The organism is Flavobacterium olei (genome assembly GCF_039749035.1).
Taxonomy (GTDB): Bacteria; Bacteroidota; Bacteroidia; order Flavobacteriales; family Flavobacteriaceae; genus Flavobacterium; species Flavobacterium olei.
On sequence record NZ_JBDKWC010000004.1, the window covers coordinates 628,865 to 648,298 of the forward strand.

The following is a 19,434-nucleotide window of genomic DNA, read 5'->3' on the forward strand; positions in this document are numbered from 1 at the left end:
AATTAAGAAATGCCTATAGGTATTTTCTAAAACTGATATTTTAATCTTTTTTTATATCGAAGAATACGGTATTCTACTTCATCTATAAAATATTTTTATTCATTCCGGCATCGGTTAACTTTCTTTCACGCGAAACCGCTTGCTGATTTTAAACAGTCTTAAAAACATTCATTGCAATGAAATCTTTCACTTTTTTAATGATCGCACTCTTTTTGGCGATTACTTCCTGCACAATCGACAAAACCGATTACGCAGCCGAAATTGGAACCGAAGTTCCTGATAATTATGAATTTAAAGAAGTTACATCGGTTACAGCCGGAACCTATAAAATAACGATATACGCCTTAAACGGAACGTTATATAAAGGTTATAATGAATTTCATCTGAAGATTACAAATACGCAGAACAGCCAGGAAATTACAAATTCTTCGGTAACCTTTTTGCCTATATTAAGTAATGCCGACGGAAGCAAAAGTTCTTGTCCGCATGATTATGATGTGTCTTATGATGCAGCAAACAAATATTATTCGGGTTATTCGGTTTTTACAGGGGAAACTTCTACAACTGCGAGTTGGAAATTATATATCAGTTTTACGGCTGATAATCAGAAATATGAAATTTCTAAAGATATTTCTGTAGAGAAACAAAGCAATAAAAACCTGAATATGAACGCTTTTACAGGAAAAGATAATGAACAATATATTATCGCGCTTGTTGCTCCGCTAAAGCCAACGGTTTCAGAAAATGCTTTGGTGGCCGGGATTTACAAATACAATAAACCGACAACGGCTGCGGGAACTTTTCCGGATCCAACCCAGTTTTCTTATTCAGAAGTTACGGGTTATACTTTAAAATTAGATCCGAGAATGCCCGAACCCTCTATGGGAAATCATTCGTCGCCAAATAATAAGGATTTAATTCAGCAAAATGACGGTTTGTACCACGGTGTTGTCAATTATACGATGACCGGAAATTGGACTTTGAACTTAATTATGATGAACCAAAATGGTCTGATCATAAAAGGAACGGTAGTTCCAACCGACTTTACGCCAGGTACTGAAGGTGTAAAAAGTGAACTATATATTGATACTTTATTCTAATCACATGAAATATATTATAATGCTGCTTTTTTTGGGAATGTCTGTAACAGCTCAAAATCCGCATGCACAACACGACAGCATAAAAAACCTGAAAGAAGTAATGGTGAAAAATGCTGCAAAAAAGAAAATAGAAACTGAGATGAAAATGGCTGTTTCAGTTGATGAATTTTTATCATCTAATGAAAATATCAGTTTTATCAAGCGCGGTGCTTATGCCTGGGAACCACTGCTAAACAATATGAGTACAGAACGTTCGACGGTTACAATCGACGGAATGCATGTTTTTGGAGCCTGTACCGATAAAATGGACCCGATCACGTCTTATGTAGAAAGCAATAATCTGGCGTCAATTGATATTAAATCCGGACAGGAGGGAAGTCTTCATGGCGCAACAGTTGCCGGTAGTATCGACTTAAAACGAAAAATTACCCCTTTTGGTCTGGAAAAGAAATGGAACGGAACCTATCAAACCGGATTTGAGTTTAATAACAAACAGTTTTTCAATTTGGGAAATGTCTCTTACTCCGGCAGTAGATTTGTGGCCGATGGAAGTATATCGTACCGGACGGCAGATAATTATTCGGATGGAAATAATGATGAAGTAAAACATTCTCAATACAATAAATTCAATACTTCATTAGGTTTAGCCTATAAAACCAGTGATTTATCAGCAATTCGTTTTGATGCCATTTTTGATGTCGCAAAAGATGTGGGTTATCCTGCTTTGCCAATGGATTTGTGGCTTTCCAGAGCTTTAATTACCTCTGCATCTTATAAACAATTGTTTGAAGAAGGCCTCGTAAGAGCTGTTGATACTAAGATATATTTTAATGCAATCGAGCATTATATGGATGATACGACGCGTCCTGAAAATCTCGTTCACATGGATATGCCGGGATGGAGCACAACCTATGGCCTGGTATCTAAAGCTAATTTAAAAAAGAATGCTTATTCTTCTGAAATCCAGTTGAATGCTTATGATAACCTCTCTATTGCAGAAATGCGCATGTATCCTCAGGATCGAAGCGAGAGAACGATGTTTGCTTACAGCTGGCCTTGGGTAACGACTCGTTTTGCGGGACTTTCCATGAATAATTCCTGGGATATTTCAGAGAAAAGTCAGGTAAATTTAGGCGGTTCTTTGGGAGTCAATTACAATTATTCAAAATATGTCGAATTCAACTGGATTTTTCATCCGGGAGCGCCTCAGGAAAAAACCAGATTCTTACCCAGTATCAATGCCGGTTATCATTTAAACATCGATCAGTTTAATTTTTCTGTCGGAACGGGTTATGGTCACAGAGCGCCTTCTGTTTCTGAAGGTTATGGTTATTATATTTATAATAGTTTTGACCGCTACGATTACATTGGAAATCCGGATCTTAAGAATGAGGTTTCGTATGAAGGAAATGCGAGCGCAGGTTTTAAAAACGAAAAATTGAGCATTCAGGGAAAAATAAATTACTTCTATATTGAGGATTACATTATTGGAAGAATATTGAGTATGGGAAGTCCGATGAATTATCAGTCTGTTGGTGTAAAAGGCTATACGTCTTTAGATTATGCAACACTTTTAAATATGTCAGCAAATGTGAGTTACGATATTTTGGAGCACTTACACTGGAAGGGTACCTTGACCTACGCACGCGGAATGGATGATAAAGGCGGAAATCTACCATTTATCCGTCCGTTAAGTTATTTGACTTCACTTCATTACATGTATAAAAATTTCGGAATCCAGACTTCTGTTAACGGAGATTTTGAACAGATTAATTACAGTCCGGAATATGGAGAAGATCTTACGGGGGCGTACACCATCTGGAATATTTCTGCAGATTATTCCTTTCATATAAATAAAGTAAAAAGCACCATTCAGGTGGGAGCAGAAAATTTATTAAATGAATATTACAGCACATATGCCGACTGGGGTAATATCCCGAGAATGGGGCGCAATATTTTTACTTCATTAAAATTGAATTTCTAAGCAGATGAAGAAAGTTTTTAGTATCACTATGACAATTTTGTTCTTGTTGGTTTCTTTCCAGCAGGCGCTTATTGTAGTGCACTTTAAACTGAACCAAAAAGCAATAGAAAAAGAATTTTGTGTCAATAAGGCCAAGCTAGAATTGCAATGTCATGGAAAATGCCATTTGAAAAAGGAATTGCAGGAATCTGAAAAAAAACCGGATTCGGAATCAGCGGGTTTAAATAAAAAGATTGATATTGCTGTGAATCAAAATATGGAGTTTACAGTTTGTATTCCAAAAAACATTCATTCTAAAGAAATTTTCTTTTATAAAAAAACTGCATTGTCAGATCCTTGTCTGGAGATTTTTGTACCGCCGCCTATTTTATAATTATTTTCTCAATTAATAAAATAGAATACAAAAATTTAAAAAGAATTAAAATGCAAAACCTTAAAAAATACCTTTTCGCTTCAGTTGCCGCGCTGGCATTCGTATCATGCTCAAATGACGATAATAATCCCGCTGCAAATAATGTAACCTTAGAATTTAATAATACTTTTAAAGATAAAACGATTGTTTTAGGTGATGGGGCATCCGCTTCAGCAACCACAAACACTTCTGCAGCGGGGCAAGTGCACCATTTTTCTGAATTAAAATATGTAATCAGCAATATTCGTCTTATCAAAGATGATGGAAGCGAAGTTCCGTACAATGTAAATGATTTGGATAAAGGCGCTACGGTAATTGACCAGGCCAAAACCGCAACTTTGAATTATATTTTGAGCAATGTGCCGGCTGCGAATTACAAGCAGATCAAATTTGGTCTGGGTATTAAACCGGAACAAAACACTTTAGATCAGGTGCGATTTCCAAAATTCTACGCTGCAGCCGGAGCAAATGACACGGCAATGATGTGGGAATGGGGAAGTGGTTACCGTTTTACAAAAGTAGAAGGTTTTTATGACACCGATAATAAAGCCATGTCCATACACACCGGAAGTACCGTTGAAGGAACCAGGGGAAATCCGTCCAGTTATACTCAGGGTGTAAATGCTTACAGGGATATTACATTAAATCTTACTACAAATGCGGTTGTAGGAAGTAAAGCTCCAAAGATTAAAATCAAAGCTGATTTTGATAAATTATTGAGCGGAAAAATTAATACCATTACTTTATCGACCGGAACAGGAGATAATGATAATGCAACACCAAATGTGCATACGGCGACGCAAATGGTAAAGTTTGTGGACAATCTGGGAGGAAACGGATCAAGCGATATCACAGGAATGTTTTCTGTTACAAGTGTAGAAAACTAAAATCATATTTCAGGGCCGTCCGGAATTAAAGACGGCTCTGTTTTAAATTTCATTAAATGAAAAATATATTTGTTCTCCTGTTATTGACATTGATATTGACTTCGTGCAATACCGATGATGCTGATATGATTTCGTATGAAAATCCGGAACTTGCTATCCATATTCCAGCCGGTTTTCCTGAAGTGAATAGTTACGTAAGTTTAAATAAACCAACGAAATATGGTGTCGAATTAGGAGAAAAACTTTTTTCTGAAAAAAGATTCAGTGCAGACAATACCATTTCATGTTCAAGCTGCCACATTCAGGCAAATGCTTTTGCAGATCATAATCCGCAGGCGATTGGAGTTGAAGGAAGAATTGGTTTAAGAAATGCACCGCCACTGCAGAATTTAATGTTTTTAAAATTTTTTAACTGGGATGGCAGTAAGCTGCAATTAGAAACACAGCCTTTGGTTCCTATTATAACGCATGAAGAAATGGATTCGTCTATTTTGGATGTCATAGAGAAAATCAAAGATGATGCGTATTATAAAACTTTATTTCAAAAAGCATTTGGAGATGAAAACATTACACCCGACCGAATTTATAAAAGCATTGCGCAATTTGAATATACTTTAATTTCTGCTAACAGTAAATACGACAAGGTTAAACGAAACGAAGGGCAGACTTTTACAGAAAATGAAGCAAAAGGTTACGAAACTTTTCAACAAAAATGTGCCAGCTGTCATAGTACAGAATTGTTTACAGATCAGAGTTTTAGAAATATTGGATTTCCATTAAACCTAAATACAAACGAAGCAGGCCGCGGAAGAGTAACCGGAATTTCGGCTGATTTTATGAGTTTTCGTGTCCCAACGCTTCGAAATATAGAATATACAGCACCTTACGGAAGTTTTGGTCAGTTTGCCACTTTAAGATCTGTACTTGATTATTTTGATAATGGTGTTTTGGCTGCTAATAATCTTGACCCGGTTTTTAAGAATAATGGAAACAGAATTCCGCTGACAGATGTTGAAAAAGAAAATCTTATCGCTTTTATGAAAACATTAAGCGATAAAGAATTTACAGGGAATTAATGTAAAAAATCAGCTTATTTCTTATTCTTTTTTATTTCTTTAAAAGTGAAAAACTATGTTTATAAAGTGTTGATAAATAATTGATTGCAGATAGTGTTAAATTCTTCATTTGAATGATTAATTGTTTTAAATTTATCATTATATGAAAGTTAAATAATCGAAACTATTTGCAAATGGAAAGAGCTATACAATTACAGGTTCGCAAGGAACTAGACGGAAAGCAGGAAGTAAATGTAATTAAACTCAAAGGCAGTTTAATTACCAAAGGTTACACTGATATTATACACATCAGCGATAAAGATGAAGAGTTTTACATCAATTCGTTTGCTACGAAGATTGAAGCACGTAATGAAGTAAAAGAATTTATTCTTGATTTTATAAGTAAAGAAAACTTAAGTAATACAATTAGTGTTCTGGCATAAAGCAATTTACGCCAGAACACTAATTAATAATTATGATATTATTTTTATAGAGAAGCTGTAAAAATATTATTTTGATCCAGATATATCTGCTGATCCTGAAAAGCGTTATCTGGTTTTTCATCCCAATCTCCCCAGTCTCCTACATAAGTTTTACGAAATATAAGCTCATTATTATCTCCGTTAAAAACCAAAGTGCGGTTGGTACGAGTTTCGTTGTTTTCGCTGAAGTTGATCTGTAAATTTTTCATGGCGCAGTATGTTTGATTTGTAAGTCCAAAATTATAAAACCGCTGCATGAATTTTGTTACATGATAATTTCAATTTGTTATCTAATTCACATGTTTTCAGAAAACTAATATATAAAAGGATGTTTTTAATTCTTATTTTTTTTGTTTCTGCCACGTGGTTCATCGCATTCATGGAGTACGATTTCAGAATGTAAAAATTGTGCTGCGTCTGCAGAATCCTTTACTTTGACGGCACTTCGCTCCAGCATTTCGGCTTCAAAATCATTTAAAACCCTGTCTCTTATTCCAAACTCTTTCCATTTGGATCGGGCATTACAGCCTTTTAAAATTTTTCTGGCCAGTTTTAAAGCGTCTAATAATGCCTGATTAGCACCCTGACCTTTAAACGGACTCATAGGATGTGCTGCATCTCCTATTAAGGTCAATTTTTCATTTTTTTGTAAAGTTATCCGATCTGTAAGTTCTCTGTCATACACCGGATATCCCGAAATCAGTTTTTCATGTGTTACCTGTAAAATCTGCGGAATGGGCGAATGCCATTGAGTTCTGCGTAAAGCTTCTTCCTTAAGTGCTGTAGGTCCCTGTGCACTTAGTTTTTTAGCGTCATCTTCAGACATGGGAAAACTAAGCTGCCACATTACAGATTCTTTATCATAAGGCATCACATAAATTCGTTCGTTTCCATTTGCAGTCTGAAAGACGGTTGCAGAGTCTAATAGTGGACTTTCAATTTCTTCAAGTGCACTTAACGGGCAGATTCCTAAGATTACTATACAATCTAGATAACGAAGCGGTGTCCGTGTATCGCCGATGACCAATTTGCGAACCGTGCTGCGTATACCATCCGAACCCACTACCAAATCTGCTTTTGATTTTTTTATTTTTCCATTAAATTGGAAATTCAGTTCTATCTGATCTTCAGACTCTGAAAGATCAATCAACTGATGGCCCCAGTTTACAGTGTTTGGATCAAGTTGTTCCAGCAAAGCCATTCGTAAAGATTGTCTTGCAATATGAATATTAGTTTGTTTTGCCGGCATTTCATGCTGAGAATCCATCCATTTTCTGATTCCCCATTCGCCAAGAATTTTTCCTTCTGTATTATGAACCACATGCCTTGTAGAAATCACTCCATCTAATGACGTAATTCCCAAGCCTTTTATGGCTTTACTGGCCTGTTGAAGAGTTAATCCGTAACCCTGGGATCGGGCATCAAAATGATCATCGCGTTCGTAGATTGTAAACGGAATTCCTCGATGTAAACACGCAACGGCCAAAGCTACGCCGCCAATGCCGGCACCAATTATAGCAACATGGGGATAATTGTAATCTGGTTCAGGAAGGGTTTGGGATTGAATTAGACCGGAACCTGAACAATTAGAACATACATGTAGATGAGCTTTTGGAGCAACGGGCGGGGTATCGGTACTTGCTGATCTTTCATATTCGGCCAGTTCCATTTTATAACGACGCTGAGCCTTTTTAGTTAGTCCCCGATTAATCTTGCCTTGTCCATTACATTCCGTACAAACGGCCCACATCTTTTTTTGCATCAAATACTTGTATTATAATTTAGAACAACTATAGCTCTATGAACGCAAAATTAAAGAAATGTTAGCTATTAAAGTTCAAACTTTTAAAGTATCGCTATTATTAACAACCCTGTTATTTTATAATTTTTTAGAATGATTATATAAGCCATCTTAAACACAGATAAAGTAATTTTATAAAACATTTAAAACTAAGAAATTATGGACTCAAATAATCAGACTCAGAAAAATCCTGACAATAACAGGGCAGATCATCGAAGTGATACCAGAAAGCATCAGTATAAAGATCATGATGAAGTGTTGACAAACGACGAAAATTATGATCCGGAAACAAAAAAATTTAAAGGTGAAGAACCTGAATTCGATGATAAATTGAATAATGAAGAAAAAAAATAACCACTAAACGTCTCAAATTGTTTGAGACGTTTTTATTTTGGTAAGGTTTTACTGGTATAACTGGAAACAGGAGACATAAATCTTCTGCTGAAGTAATTTTTAAATGATAAAAGTTGCGAACAAAAAACATTATGAGTTGATTTTTTATAGATTTGTAAAAATCTAATACAATCCCACACTTAGTTGGGTAATTATAAAATACCAGGCATGAAATCGGTTACCTCATTTTTTTTACTTTTAATGTTTGTCTATTCCAGTTCTTATTCACAGTTGAGTTCAGATAAAATATTTGAGAGTTTTAAACAGGGTGAACGTACCAACTGTTCGTCAATCGCGTTTATCAAAGCTTCTTTAAATATTTATGGACTGGATAATCTTTTTATCAGCGAAAAGACAGCTGATGATTCTTATAAAATAACCCTAAAAAACAACGCGACATTTAATTTGAATAGTCGTGAATTAAATCGTGCAAAAGTCTCGGCGGATTTTGTATTTATAAAAGACAATTGTGATAGCGAAAAAATAATAGATTATGCTGTACTGACTTATGCTGTAATGGCAAAGTACAAGCAGATTATTGACAATGAAGCAACTTTTGAAGAAGCTTTGGAAGACTTAGAAGATGGTGCAGTTTATACGCCGACCATTTATAAATATCTGGGATTTAAATTAGGAAAACAAATTCAAAAGTTAAAACGCGAAACGGGAAGCGAATTCTGTGGTGTTGTGGCGTGGTCCAAAGCACACGCGGTTTTTGTCTGTGAGGATTTTATGGATTATTACGGAAATAAAAAGAGTATTTACATTAAATATCCAGGGCGTTTTAGAATTATCAAATCCTGATAATACGTACAAAATAAGCTAAAGTACTTCGCTTATCAGTAAATATTGTACTAATTTCCTTATCTGTATTATTATATTGTTACAATATTGGGAAAAAGGCATTAATAAAATTGCTTTTTAAGTTAATTTATATATTTTTGCTTTCATTGAAAAACCAAATCTATTAGAATATGAAGAGAAAAATTACTTTATTATGTGTCCTTTTCTTCTTGACGACGGCAGCTGTTTCAGCACAGGCAAAAAATGCACCAAGAAGTATCATCAGTACAACAGCTTTAATCCGTAAATACCATGATCAGAAAGAATTGAGTGGTATGCAAAAAGGAGAACTTTTAGAATTGTACATTGAAAGAATTAAAGTTTTAGTGAAAACCCTTCCATATATTGCTTTGGTTACTAAACCAGGTGTTACAATGGCAGATTTGGGAATTCCGGACGATAGTGAAAATAAAAAAATATTAGACGGACAAGCAGAAGGAACTACAACATTCCTGGATACAACTGTAGAATTTCAAAGAAAAATGATGCCGTATTCTGATAAAGGAAATTTGATTGCTGCTATTTTATTTTACGAAAACACATTGAAATCTTTACACGAGTTTAACGAGATGTAATACCTTTTTTCAAAGTAAATTATAACCTCCAAAGTCATTTGATTTGGAGGTTTTTTTGTGTTTATACTTTTCTTTTTCTGCAATTTAATTCAATAACTTCTTTCGCTAAATGTTTAAATATTGATTTATTTGATCTTTTATAGGCGGAAAATTCATTTTCAATACATTAAATTTTTAGTATAATTCTTATAAAATATAAAATTTTAGCCAATGGTTAAGTATTTTATTTTTAGTCATTTACATTCAGCTCTTGAACTTAGTTAACAATTCTTTGACAAAAAATTCAGTTAAAATTTGCTAAATATCATTTTTAACATACTTTTGTTCTATCAAATTGGTAGAGTTTAAAAAGAGGGACTTCCTGTGATGTGCGATCTTCTCCCAGTATATTTTCAAAGACGAAAACTAAATTAGAGATTTACTAAGAGGAGTATTGAAAATTTAATTTTTCCTCTTAATCAGATATAAAACTTAGAAATAAAGTCCGAATGAGAATTTAAGAATGTATAAGCCAGTTAAATAAATAATTAAAAATTAATAAAATGAAAAAACGAATGTGCAGATAAGAGAAAAAATTTCTGTTTTTACAGAAATGACGAAGCTTGAATAAATTGTCATCTTTAAGGAAGCTGCAAAAAACGAAACCTGCTGTCCTTGTTTAAAAAATAATTAAGTAATGAAAAAAACATTAAATTGCTATATAGGGTTGTGCATTTTGTTGATTTCCATTGGGGTTAAAGCTCAGGAAACAAAACCATTAATTCAATCTAAACTGGAAGGAACGGTTATCGATGCCGTTACAAAAGAACCTATAATTGGTGCTTCTATAAATATCAAAGGCACTACTCACGGCGTTATTACAGATTTTGACGGGAAGTTTTTCTTCCAGACCGGACAAAAATTGCCTTATACTTTATTGGTGAGTTTTATGGGGTATAAAAAAGCAGAAGTGGTTGTAAATGATAATCCTGTAATCATTAGTCTCACCGAAGAAGAAAATAAATTATCCGAAGTAGTGGTTACCGCACTTGGAATTTCAAAAGAAAAAAAATCTTTAGGATATACAACACAGGCTGTAAAAGGTAACGAGTTAGTAAATTCAAAAGAGACCAATTTCTTAAACAGTCTTTCCGGGAAAGTAGCGGGTGTGCGTATCACCAATTCTCAGGGAGATATGGGATCTTCCCGTATTATTATTCGTGGAGAAACCTCTATTGCAGGAAATAACCAGCCGCTTTTTGTAGTGGATGGAGTTCCGGTAGATAATTCGCAATTGAATGCAGGAGGAGCAACGCGTGATTTTAAAAATGCGATTTCCGATTTAAATCCGCAGGATATTGAGACACTGACCGTTTTAAAAGGGCCAAATGCCGCAGCGCTTTATGGATCGCGCGCGGCACATGGTGTAGTTTTGATTACCACTAAGTCCGGAAAAGGTCAAAAAGGAATTGGAGTAAACTTTAGCACAGGAATAACCGTGTCGCAAGTGGCCACTTTACCAAGTTTTCAGAATTCATTTGGACAAGGATCAAACGGAAGGTTTAGTTATGTAGATGGTAAAGGGGGCGGAATTAACGACGGAGTTGATGAAAGCTGGGGACCAAAATTAGACGGTCGTCTGATTCCTCAATTTTCATCTAATGGTGTTGCGGTTCCGTTTGTAGCTCATCCTAATAATGTGAAAGATTTTTTTAATACCGGTATTACGTATGATAATAGTATATCGGTTGCGAAAGCAGACGAAAAATCAGATTTCCGTTTGGGAGTAAACAATCAGAAACAATTAGGAACCGTTCCTAATAGTGAAATTAATAAAACAAACGTTTCTTTTAATGCAAATTACCAAATTGCAAAAGGTGTAAAAGTAGGCGTAACCGGTAATTATATTGTTACAGAGTCACCGGCTCTTCCTGGTGGTCCTTCCGGAGGTCGTGCTGCCGGAGTAATGTTACAGTTTTTATGGTTCGGACGTCAGGTTGACATCAATGAACTGAAAAATAACAGAGAGGTGAACTGGAATAACAGTTATTACAGCAATCCGTATTGGAACGCTTATTATAACACTACAAGTCAACAACGTAATCGTTTAATTGGAGATATCCACTTAGATGCAAAACTGGCAGAAGGATTAAATTTTAAATTCCGCACAGGAGTAGATTATTACAACGACCGTAGAAAATACACGATTAAGTATGGTACAAACGGAACACCTTTCGGATCTTATGCCGAAGATGCTTATACGGTAAAAGAACAAAATACGGAAGGAATTTTTACCTATACGAAAAAGATTGCTGAAGATTTTACTGTGGATGCGCTTGCCGGATTTAATGTTCGTAGCCACAGCGATGCCAACAACTATCAGAAGGCACCTCGTTTAGCTGTGCCGGATTTGTATACCTTAACAAATTCACGTGATCCCTTAACCTCATCAAATACATTATCAAGACTGAAAGTGTATAGTACTTATGCTTCGGCACAATTTGGATATAAAAATTATGCGTACTTAAACCTTACAGCACGTAATGACTGGTCTTCTACATTGCCAAGCAGCAACAGATCTTATTTTTATCCTTCTGTCAACGGAAGTTTAATTCTTTCTGAAGCTTTGAATTTGAAAAGCAGTACGCTAGATTTCTTAAAAGTAAGAGGGGGCTGGTCTGAAGTGGGTAATGATGCAGATCCGTACCAATTGGCCACAGTTTATAATTTTCAGACTGCTTTTGACGGAAATCCGATTCAGACTTCATCTCAAAGAAAACTAAATGAAAATTTAAAACCGGAAACAACGCGTTCATCTGAAGTTGGCTTAGAAGCTTCTTTCTGGAAAAACAGACTTCATTTTGATGCTGCGTATTACAGCACGAACAGTTTCGATCAGATTTTAGAAATAAAAACTACAGCTTCCAGCGGTTATACTTCACAATTAATTAATGCCGGTAAAATTAATAATCAGGGTATTGAGGTTCAATTGGATGGAAATCCTGTTCAAACCGAAAATTTCAAATGGAATGTGGCTTTAAATTATTCGAAAAACAAAAGTAAAGTTGAAATTTTGGATTATGAGAAACAAATTCAAAACTATACTATAGGTACATCCGGAGGTGTCGATGTTTTAGCATCTGTAGGACAGGCTTACGGAGCGCTTTACGGAACTGCTTACGAGCGTGATGCCAGCGGAAACATTGTGGTGGGCGCCAATGGTTTGCCAAAAGCAGATCCGACAAAAAGAGTTTTAGGACATTATACGCCTGATTATTTAGCAGGACTTACTAATACGCTGACCTATAAAAATCTGGAATTGTCATTTTTAGTTGATGCCAGTGTAGGAGGAGAGCTTTTCTCAGGAACAAACAGAACCGGAAATTATACCGGAGTTTTAGCGCAGACTATGCCGGGACGTGATGCTGCTAATGGGGGATTAAGTTACTATTATCCTTCTGATAATACAGCAAATCAGAAAACTTTGGTAACTGGAGGAGCTGCTCCAGCGGGTGTTACCGTTTACGACGACGGAATGATTTTTAACGGAGTATATGCCGACGGAACTGCAAATAATAAAGTTATTAGTGCACAGGAATATTACAAAGCATCATACAACATTAGTGAAGCATACATTTACAGCTCTACTTTTGTAAAAATGAGAGAAATAAGACTTACTTATAATTTCAATAAGGATTTAATTAGAAAATTAGGATTAACGGGCGCAAGTCTTACTGCTACAGGCCGTAACTTATTCTTTATATACAAAGATGCACCAAACATAGATCCTGAAACGGCTTTCAACACAGGAAATGCTCAGGGATTGGAAAGTTTAGCTTTACCAACTACGAGAAATTTCAGTCTTAATCTTAATGTCAAATTTTAAAAAAACGAATCATGTTTAAAAAACTTTCATATATCGTGGTGTTTGCTCTGGCTTTCACTTCCTGCAGCGACAGTCTGGATGATATCAACAAAAATCCAAATGCAACGGAGACACCTCTGGCTCCGTATTTATTGACAGGATCACTAAAACAAGGGGCAGATTTATACTGGGGAGATGTGAACAATTTTAATTCTTCTTTGTTGTTTGTACAGCACTGGGCTAAAATTCAGTACACAGAACCAGATCGTTATGATGTTTCTAACGCTTCATTTACTACTTTGTGGGATAAAGGATATGCAACTCTGATTACAGATCTGAACACGATTATCAATTTTCCGGATGGTCAGGCCAATTCCAATTACAAAGGAATCGCTTTAACATTGCGTTCCTGGACATTTTTATTGTTAACAGATGCTTACGGAAGCATTCCGTATAAAGAAGCGGGTTTAAAGGTAACTCCGGCGTACGACACTCAAAAAGACGTTTATACAGGATTACTGGAAGATCTGAAACAAGCTCAGACGTTACTTAATACAGCAAGCGGAACAGTGAACGGAGATTTGGTTTATAAAGGCGATATCTTAAAATGGAAAAAACTGGTAAATTCGCTGCGTTTAAGAATTGCGTTGCGAATTTCGGATCGTGAACCTGTTTTGGCAAAACAGGCTGCGATTGATGCAACAGCTGATGCAGCAGGCGTTTTTACAAGCAATAACGATACCTTTAAGTTTACGTATATCAGTTCGCCGCAGCAAAATCCGGCTTCTGCCTGGTTTGAAACTCGTGATGATTTTCGTATTTCGAAAACCATGGTAGACAAATTAAAAGAATTTTCAGATCCGCGCTTACCGGTTTATGCACAATTACCGTCAGATGCAAGTGTAGGAACTTATGTTGGAGGCGCAAACGGATTATCAAACAGTGATGCTAATAGTCAGGGATTTGCCAAAACATCAAAACCCGGGACTTATTTTCTGACTTCGACATCTCCTGCTGTTATTGTTTCCTATTCTGAAACGCTTTTTAATCTTGCAGAAGCAGCAGCGCGTGGATACATATCCGGAGATCCGGAGCAGCTTTATAAAAATGCTATTACGGCCTCTTTTAATCAATTCGGAATTACAGATGCAGCAACGATTACAAATTATTTAAATCAGGCTTCTGTAAAATACGATGCAACAAATTTTGCCAAATCAATAGGGACGCAAAAATGGATTGCTTTTTACGGTCAGGGTCTGGATGCTTTTACCGAATGGAGAAGATTGGATTATCCTGTTCTGACAGCCGGTCCAAATACTGTCTTGGACGGACAGATTCCGTCTCGTTTCTTTTATCCGGGAACGGAGCAATCATTAAACGGAACCAGTTATCAGGCGGCAGTAGCTGCTCAGGGTAAAGATTTATTGACAACGAAACTATGGTTTGATGTAAAATAACCAGTTAATCCTCAAATTATAAAAATGGCGTCAACGATTTCAGTTGGCGCCATTTTACTTTTTATATTGAAATTATTTGATGCTAATAAACTTATATGCTCAGAGAAGTTGTTTTTACATAAAATAAAAAGTCAGTATCGTCTTATCTATTGATTGATTTCTTAGATTTGTATAACAACAAATTTTTGTCTTATGCCTTTAGTAGAACAGTCAGAATATAATTTTCCTTCTATACTTCATCGCAACAGGCATGTTTCTACCATTTATGCCGCTTTGTTCAAAAAATTTGAAGTTCCCGGGTATACCAGAGAAAAACAGGAGTTAAAAGATGGAGATTTTATCAACATAGATTTTATCCTGAATGATTCGAAAAAAGCCGTTATTTTATGTCACGGTTTAGAAGGCGATTCTCGCAGAACTTACAATAATAGCTGTGCTGCGTATTTTCAGCAGAAAAATTTTTCGGTTTTCGCATGGAATAACAGAACCTGCGGTGGAGAAATGAACCGTTTGCCAAGGCTATATCACCACGGTGCAGTAGATGATCTTGACGAAGTGGTTCAGTTTGTTTTAAAAAAAGGTTTTGAAGACGTTTACTTAATTGGCTATTCCATGGGAGGAGTCCAGCTTCTCAATTATTTAGGTTGGACAAAAGTAGACGAGCGTATTAAGGCAGCAGTTTCTATCTCGGTTCCAACGCATATTGCAACAAGTGCGGCCCAACTTAAGAAAGGTTTTAACCGGGTTTACCTCAAAAATTTTACTATTGATATTAAAAGGAAACTGAAACACAAAGCAGAACAGTTTCCGGATTTTATAAACCGCGATCAGATTGATAAAATTTCTTCTTTTGATGAAGTTGACCAGTATTTTACGGCGCCATTGCATGGATTTGCAAGTCGGGATGATTATTACCAGCAGGTTTCTCCCGAATTTTCTCTCGAAAACATCACGACTCCGGTTTTAATTATCAATTCACTTGATGATCCTTTTCTTGGCGAAAGATGTTATCCGAGAGTTATTGCCCAAAACAGTGCTTATGTTTATTTAGAAACCCCAAAATACGGAGGACATTGTGCCTTTCCTATGCGCAACTCCACTTATTCGTACGCTGAAAAAAGAGCGTATGATTTTTTTGAAACCTGTAAAATCAGAGAAATTATAAAATCATAGTTTTTGCAATGCAGCATTCTTAAAGAAAGTAAAAAGTCTTCGGTGTAAAAGAATGCAAATTCATGTATAAAATAAAAACATGTTCCTCTCATAAATGAAAAGAAACATGTTTTTTATTTTTTTCAGTACAGCTATTGCTTAATTGTGAACAGAGCTGTTTTCAGTTTTAATTGAATTGACAAGATTTTCTGCTCCGTTAGCAACAGATTCAAAATTGTCTTCCAGTCCAGACTTTATCACATCTTTGTATTTTGCAAGACCGATTCCGATAATTGGAATTGAAAGTTTTCCAATAAAAGAGGCCGCTTGTTTTTTACCTGTTTTATCAAGGTAAGCAGATAATAGTAAGGAACCTAGCGCTCCGCATAAAATATAATGTCCAGGAATATTGGCGATTTTACTTTCAATAAGTTCTCTAATTTCATCGAGGTTTTCCTCATTTATTAAATTTTCCATAAGAATTTTTCAGTTAATATTACAGTATACTAAACTAGAAGAATTACAGCGATTTTTGTTATATAATTAATAATCTGCCTTATATAATTAGCAGAGAATCTGTTTAGTTCTGTTTCAATAATTATATAAAAATCAACCTAATTGCTGTAATAATTAGCAGTTTTTAATTTTCGAAATTTAACCTGAAAATTATTTGGGCGCACAAATTAAAAATATGGAATCAGTTACGAAGGAAGAGAAGAAACAAATCAAAAAGAAGAAAAACAGGACAGCGGCTCATTTACTGCCTTGGGTAACGGCTGTAGCCATGTTTATTCAGTCTTTAGACGGAACAATTCTAAATACGTCGCTTCCATCCATTGCCAAAGACATGCAATATTCTCCTTCTCAAATGCATTCGGTTATTGTGATTTACGCATTGACTCTTGCCTTGTTTATTCCGCTCTCAGGTTGGCTGGCAGATAAGTTTGGTACAAGAACAATGTTTATGACAGCGGTTGCACTTTTCGTAGCCGGATCACTGTGCTGCGCACTTTCTGTAAATCTTCTTACTTTTAACTTATCCCGTGTATTGCAGGCTATCGGTGCTTCTATGATGGTACCTATTGCCCGATTGGCTATCTTATATCAATATCCGAAAAGCAAACTGCTGAAAACCATGAACTTTATTACCATTTTTGGTCTTTTGGGAATGGTGGTGGGACCCAGTTTAGGAGGATTTCTTTCTGATAATCTTTCCTGGCACTGGATTTTTCTGGTCAATGTTCCTATTGGAATCATAGGTATTTCAATGGCAAAAAGAATTATGCCCAATTTTAAAAAGGCAGTAGGAAAGTTTGATTTCCGTGGCCTTATCTACTTTAGTTTAGCGTTAATTGTGATTACTATGATGCTTGAACTCGTAAGCGGAGGTTTGACAAACTGGTTTATTATATTGGGAGGATTATTGCTTTTTAATGCACTCGCAGCTTTATATTATTATCATTATAAACATACTGAAAAGCCAATAATTGACCTAAGATTATTAAATATTAAAACTTTAAGAGTGGGCTTAACGGGCAGTCTTATAACCAGACTGGGAATCGGAGGACTTCCATTACTTTTGCCGCTTATGCTGCAAACTGGTTTTGGCTATTCTGCCTCGGTGTCGGGATTGCTTTTATTGCCGTCTGCACTTGCCAATGTGGCGATAAAGCCGTTTATGGTTCGTATTATCAAAGCTTTAGGTTATCGCACCGTTCTTATTAGTAATACGATATTACTCGGAGTCGTTTTAATTATACTAGGATTTGTAGAGCGTGATACTCCTTTAATTTATTATATTATTCTGATGGTTTTTTATGGCTTTTTTACTTCGATACAAATGTCGGCCATGAATACCATTACACTTGTCGATCTCGATGATAATACAAAAAGCGGTGGAAACACTATGCTGGTAATTATGCAGCAGTTATCGATAAGTTTCGGGGTTTCGGCGGCGAGTTTGGTTTTGTCTTTCTTTGGATCTGAAACTGTAGGATTTAGTATTGTAGAATCATTTCATTATACTTTCATTGTACTGGCAGCCATTACAATCCTTTCAAGTGTTACATTTCGCCGACTCAGTGATTCTGACGGGCGTGGTTATTTATAAAGGTCTTAAAACTAGCTTCTATAATTTCGAAAGAAAAAATTAAACTCTGATTCAGAAGATTTTAAGGTCTTTGCATCAGAGTTTAAATTGTAAAATTTATTGTGGAATGTAGATATTAATCGTTGCTCCCTGCATAGGTTGTCCATGTGCAGCAATCATTCCGTTATGGCATTCGACTATTCGTTTTACAATAGCGAGACCAATTCCTGTTCCTTCATAGGTGTCTTTACTGTGTAACCTTTGAAAAACACCGAATATTTTTTCACCGTGTTCAGGTTCAAAACCAATTCCGTTATCTTTAAAACTGATATGACAATAGTTTTGATGAGGCTGCAATTTATCATTCTGAAATTCTACTCCGAATCCGGTACGGCTTTTTATTTCCACCTGAAGCGGAATATCTTTTTGCGAAAATTTTAAAGCATTGTTTAAAAGATTTTCTGCAAGCTGAATAAATAGAAAAGGGATAATACTGACCATTCCATGAAAATCAGTAACGACGACCGCATTTTTTTCTTTTAAATTTTCTTCTAATGCCGTTTTGACATTTTCAATTATATGATTGAGGTCTGTATTTTCAAAAACCCGATCTGTCTCATTTGTATTAGAAAAGGCCAACAGATCGTTAATTAAATCACGCATTCTTTTTGCGGCATGCAGAATTCTGTCAAATTTTGCCTTACCGTCTGCACTCAGATTGTCATATTCACGGGTCAGAATCATATTGGTAAAAGTTTCAATCTTACGCAAAGGTTCCTGAAGATCATGACTCGAAATGTGGGCAAAGGCGTCCAGTTCTGCATTTTTCCTCTGCAATTCGGCCGCAAATTTTTCAATTGCCGCATATTGGGCAGACAATTCCTGATTGGATTTAATTATTTTGGCATTCAATAAATTGGTTTCCTGCTCTTTTTGTCGGAGTTCTCTGTTTTTTCTGTAGAGATCAGCAAAAACCATGACTTTCGCCTGAAGGATTTCAGACGAAAGCGGTTTTATCATATAATCAACAGCACCAGACTGATATCCTTTAAAGATATAATCGGATGTATTCATGTTTGCTGTTAAAAAAATAATCGGTACATCTTTAAGTTTATCGCTTTCGCGGATGAGTTCTGCTGTTTCAAATCCGTCCATGACCGGCATCTGCACATCCATCAGTATAATGGCAAAATCCTGGCTTTTTAAAAGTATTCGCAAAGCGTCCTTACCCGATGATGCTTCAACGAGTTCGTAGCCTTTATCGGCAAGTACAACCTGCAGCGACAGCAGGTTTTCCTTTTTGTCGTCTACTATTAAAATTTTTACCGGATATTTTTCAACGGAGTCTTTCATATCAGTA

17 protein-coding genes are annotated in these 19,434 nt (G+C 35.8%); 13 read left to right on the plus strand and 4 right to left on the minus strand.

Annotated features, from left to right (window positions below; translation table 11 throughout):
• The first annotated feature begins 176 nt into the window (after nucleotides 1–176).
• From ABEB31_RS13640 to ABEB31_RS13665, 6 genes are all read left to right on the plus strand, one after another.
• Nucleotides 177–1,100 carry a hypothetical protein gene (locus ABEB31_RS13640; RefSeq protein ID WP_347052177.1) on the plus strand — a complete coding sequence of 308 codons (924 nt, stop codon included), beginning with the start codon at nucleotides 177–179 and terminating at the stop codon, nucleotides 1,098–1,100.
• 4 nt (nucleotides 1,101–1,104) lie between these two features.
• Entirely contained in the window at nucleotides 1,105–3,084 is a 1,980-nt protein-coding gene (locus tag ABEB31_RS13645) for a TonB-dependent receptor plug domain-containing protein (protein ID WP_347052178.1), read from the plus strand.
• Between the two features lie 4 nt (nucleotides 3,085–3,088).
• Complete coding sequence (locus tag ABEB31_RS13650) at nucleotides 3,089–3,457, plus strand: hypothetical protein (RefSeq protein ID WP_347052179.1); 369 nt, start codon at nucleotides 3,089–3,091, stop codon at nucleotides 3,455–3,457.
• A gap of 50 nt (nucleotides 3,458–3,507) precedes the next feature.
• Nucleotides 3,508–4,383, plus strand: a complete 876-nt coding sequence (locus ABEB31_RS13655) for an MbnP family protein (protein WP_347052180.1) — start codon at nucleotides 3,508–3,510, stop codon at nucleotides 4,381–4,383.
• A gap of 56 nt (nucleotides 4,384–4,439) precedes the next feature.
• Complete coding sequence (locus tag ABEB31_RS13660) at nucleotides 4,440–5,459, plus strand: cytochrome-c peroxidase (protein ID WP_347052181.1); 1,020 nt, start codon at nucleotides 4,440–4,442, stop codon at nucleotides 5,457–5,459.
• A 173-nt stretch (nucleotides 5,460–5,632) separates the two neighbouring features.
• Entirely contained in the window at nucleotides 5,633–5,881 is a 249-nt protein-coding gene (locus ABEB31_RS13665) for a hypothetical protein (protein WP_347052182.1), read from the plus strand.
• Nucleotides 5,882–5,925: 44 nt separating this feature from the next.
• On the opposite strand, the gene ABEB31_RS13670 is transcribed toward ABEB31_RS13665, so the two are convergent.
• Both ABEB31_RS13670 and ABEB31_RS13675 read right to left on the minus strand, forming a co-directional pair.
• Nucleotides 5,926–6,129 carry a hypothetical protein gene (locus ABEB31_RS13670; protein ID WP_347052183.1) on the minus strand — a complete coding sequence of 68 codons (204 nt, stop codon included), beginning with the start codon at nucleotides 6,127–6,129 and terminating at the stop codon, nucleotides 5,926–5,928.
• A 125-nt stretch (nucleotides 6,130–6,254) separates the two neighbouring features.
• Complete coding sequence (locus ABEB31_RS13675) at nucleotides 6,255–7,682, minus strand: FAD-dependent oxidoreductase (protein WP_347052184.1); 1,428 nt, start codon at nucleotides 7,680–7,682, stop codon at nucleotides 6,255–6,257.
• A 198-nt stretch (nucleotides 7,683–7,880) separates the two neighbouring features.
• On the opposite strand from ABEB31_RS13675, the gene ABEB31_RS13680 reads away from it, so the two are divergent.
• The 6 genes from ABEB31_RS13680 (at nucleotide 7,881) to ABEB31_RS13705 (ending at nucleotide 16,006) form a co-directional block, all read left to right on the plus strand.
• Complete coding sequence (locus tag ABEB31_RS13680; protein WP_347052185.1) at nucleotides 7,881–8,075, plus strand: hypothetical protein; 195 nt, start codon at nucleotides 7,881–7,883, stop codon at nucleotides 8,073–8,075.
• Between the two features lie 207 nt (nucleotides 8,076–8,282).
• Complete coding sequence (locus ABEB31_RS13685; protein WP_347052186.1) at nucleotides 8,283–8,918, plus strand: hypothetical protein; 636 nt, start codon at nucleotides 8,283–8,285, stop codon at nucleotides 8,916–8,918.
• 170 nt (nucleotides 8,919–9,088) lie between these two features.
• Nucleotides 9,089–9,532: a hypothetical protein gene (locus tag ABEB31_RS13690; protein ID WP_347052187.1), complete on the plus strand. Its 444-nt coding sequence runs from the start codon at nucleotides 9,089–9,091 to the stop codon at nucleotides 9,530–9,532.
• Between the two features lie 676 nt (nucleotides 9,533–10,208).
• Nucleotides 10,209–13,397: a SusC/RagA family TonB-linked outer membrane protein gene (locus ABEB31_RS13695; protein ID WP_347052188.1), complete on the plus strand. Its 3,189-nt coding sequence runs from the start codon at nucleotides 10,209–10,211 to the stop codon at nucleotides 13,395–13,397.
• A gap of 11 nt (nucleotides 13,398–13,408) precedes the next feature.
• The gene (locus ABEB31_RS13700) at nucleotides 13,409–14,833 is read left to right on the plus strand and encodes a SusD/RagB family nutrient-binding outer membrane lipoprotein (RefSeq protein WP_347052189.1); all 1,425 of its coding nucleotides are present in this window, start codon (nucleotides 13,409–13,411) and stop codon (nucleotides 14,831–14,833) included.
• Nucleotides 14,834–15,025: 192 nt separating this feature from the next.
• Nucleotides 15,026–16,006, plus strand: coding sequence for a YheT family hydrolase (locus tag ABEB31_RS13705; protein ID WP_347052190.1), 981 nt, complete (start codon nucleotides 15,026–15,028; stop codon nucleotides 16,004–16,006).
• 138 nt (nucleotides 16,007–16,144) lie between these two features.
• On the opposite strand, the gene ABEB31_RS13710 is transcribed toward ABEB31_RS13705, so the two are convergent.
• On the minus strand, nucleotides 16,145–16,462 hold the full coding sequence (locus tag ABEB31_RS13710; RefSeq protein WP_347052191.1) for a hypothetical protein: 318 nt from the start codon (nucleotides 16,460–16,462) through the stop codon (nucleotides 16,145–16,147).
• A gap of 214 nt (nucleotides 16,463–16,676) precedes the next feature.
• Here ABEB31_RS13710 and ABEB31_RS13715 point away from each other — a divergent pair, with 214 nt between their 5' ends.
• Nucleotides 16,677–18,095 (plus strand): MFS transporter, encoded by a 1,419-nt coding sequence (locus ABEB31_RS13715; protein WP_347052192.1) that lies wholly within the window; start codon nucleotides 16,677–16,679, stop codon nucleotides 18,093–18,095.
• A 96-nt stretch (nucleotides 18,096–18,191) separates the two neighbouring features.
• On the opposite strand, the gene ABEB31_RS13720 is transcribed toward ABEB31_RS13715, so the two are convergent.
• The gene (locus ABEB31_RS13720) at nucleotides 18,192–19,427 is read right to left on the minus strand and encodes a sensor histidine kinase (RefSeq protein ID WP_347052193.1); all 1,236 of its coding nucleotides are present in this window, start codon (nucleotides 19,425–19,427) and stop codon (nucleotides 18,192–18,194) included.
• Nucleotides 19,428–19,434 lie beyond the last annotated feature (7 nt).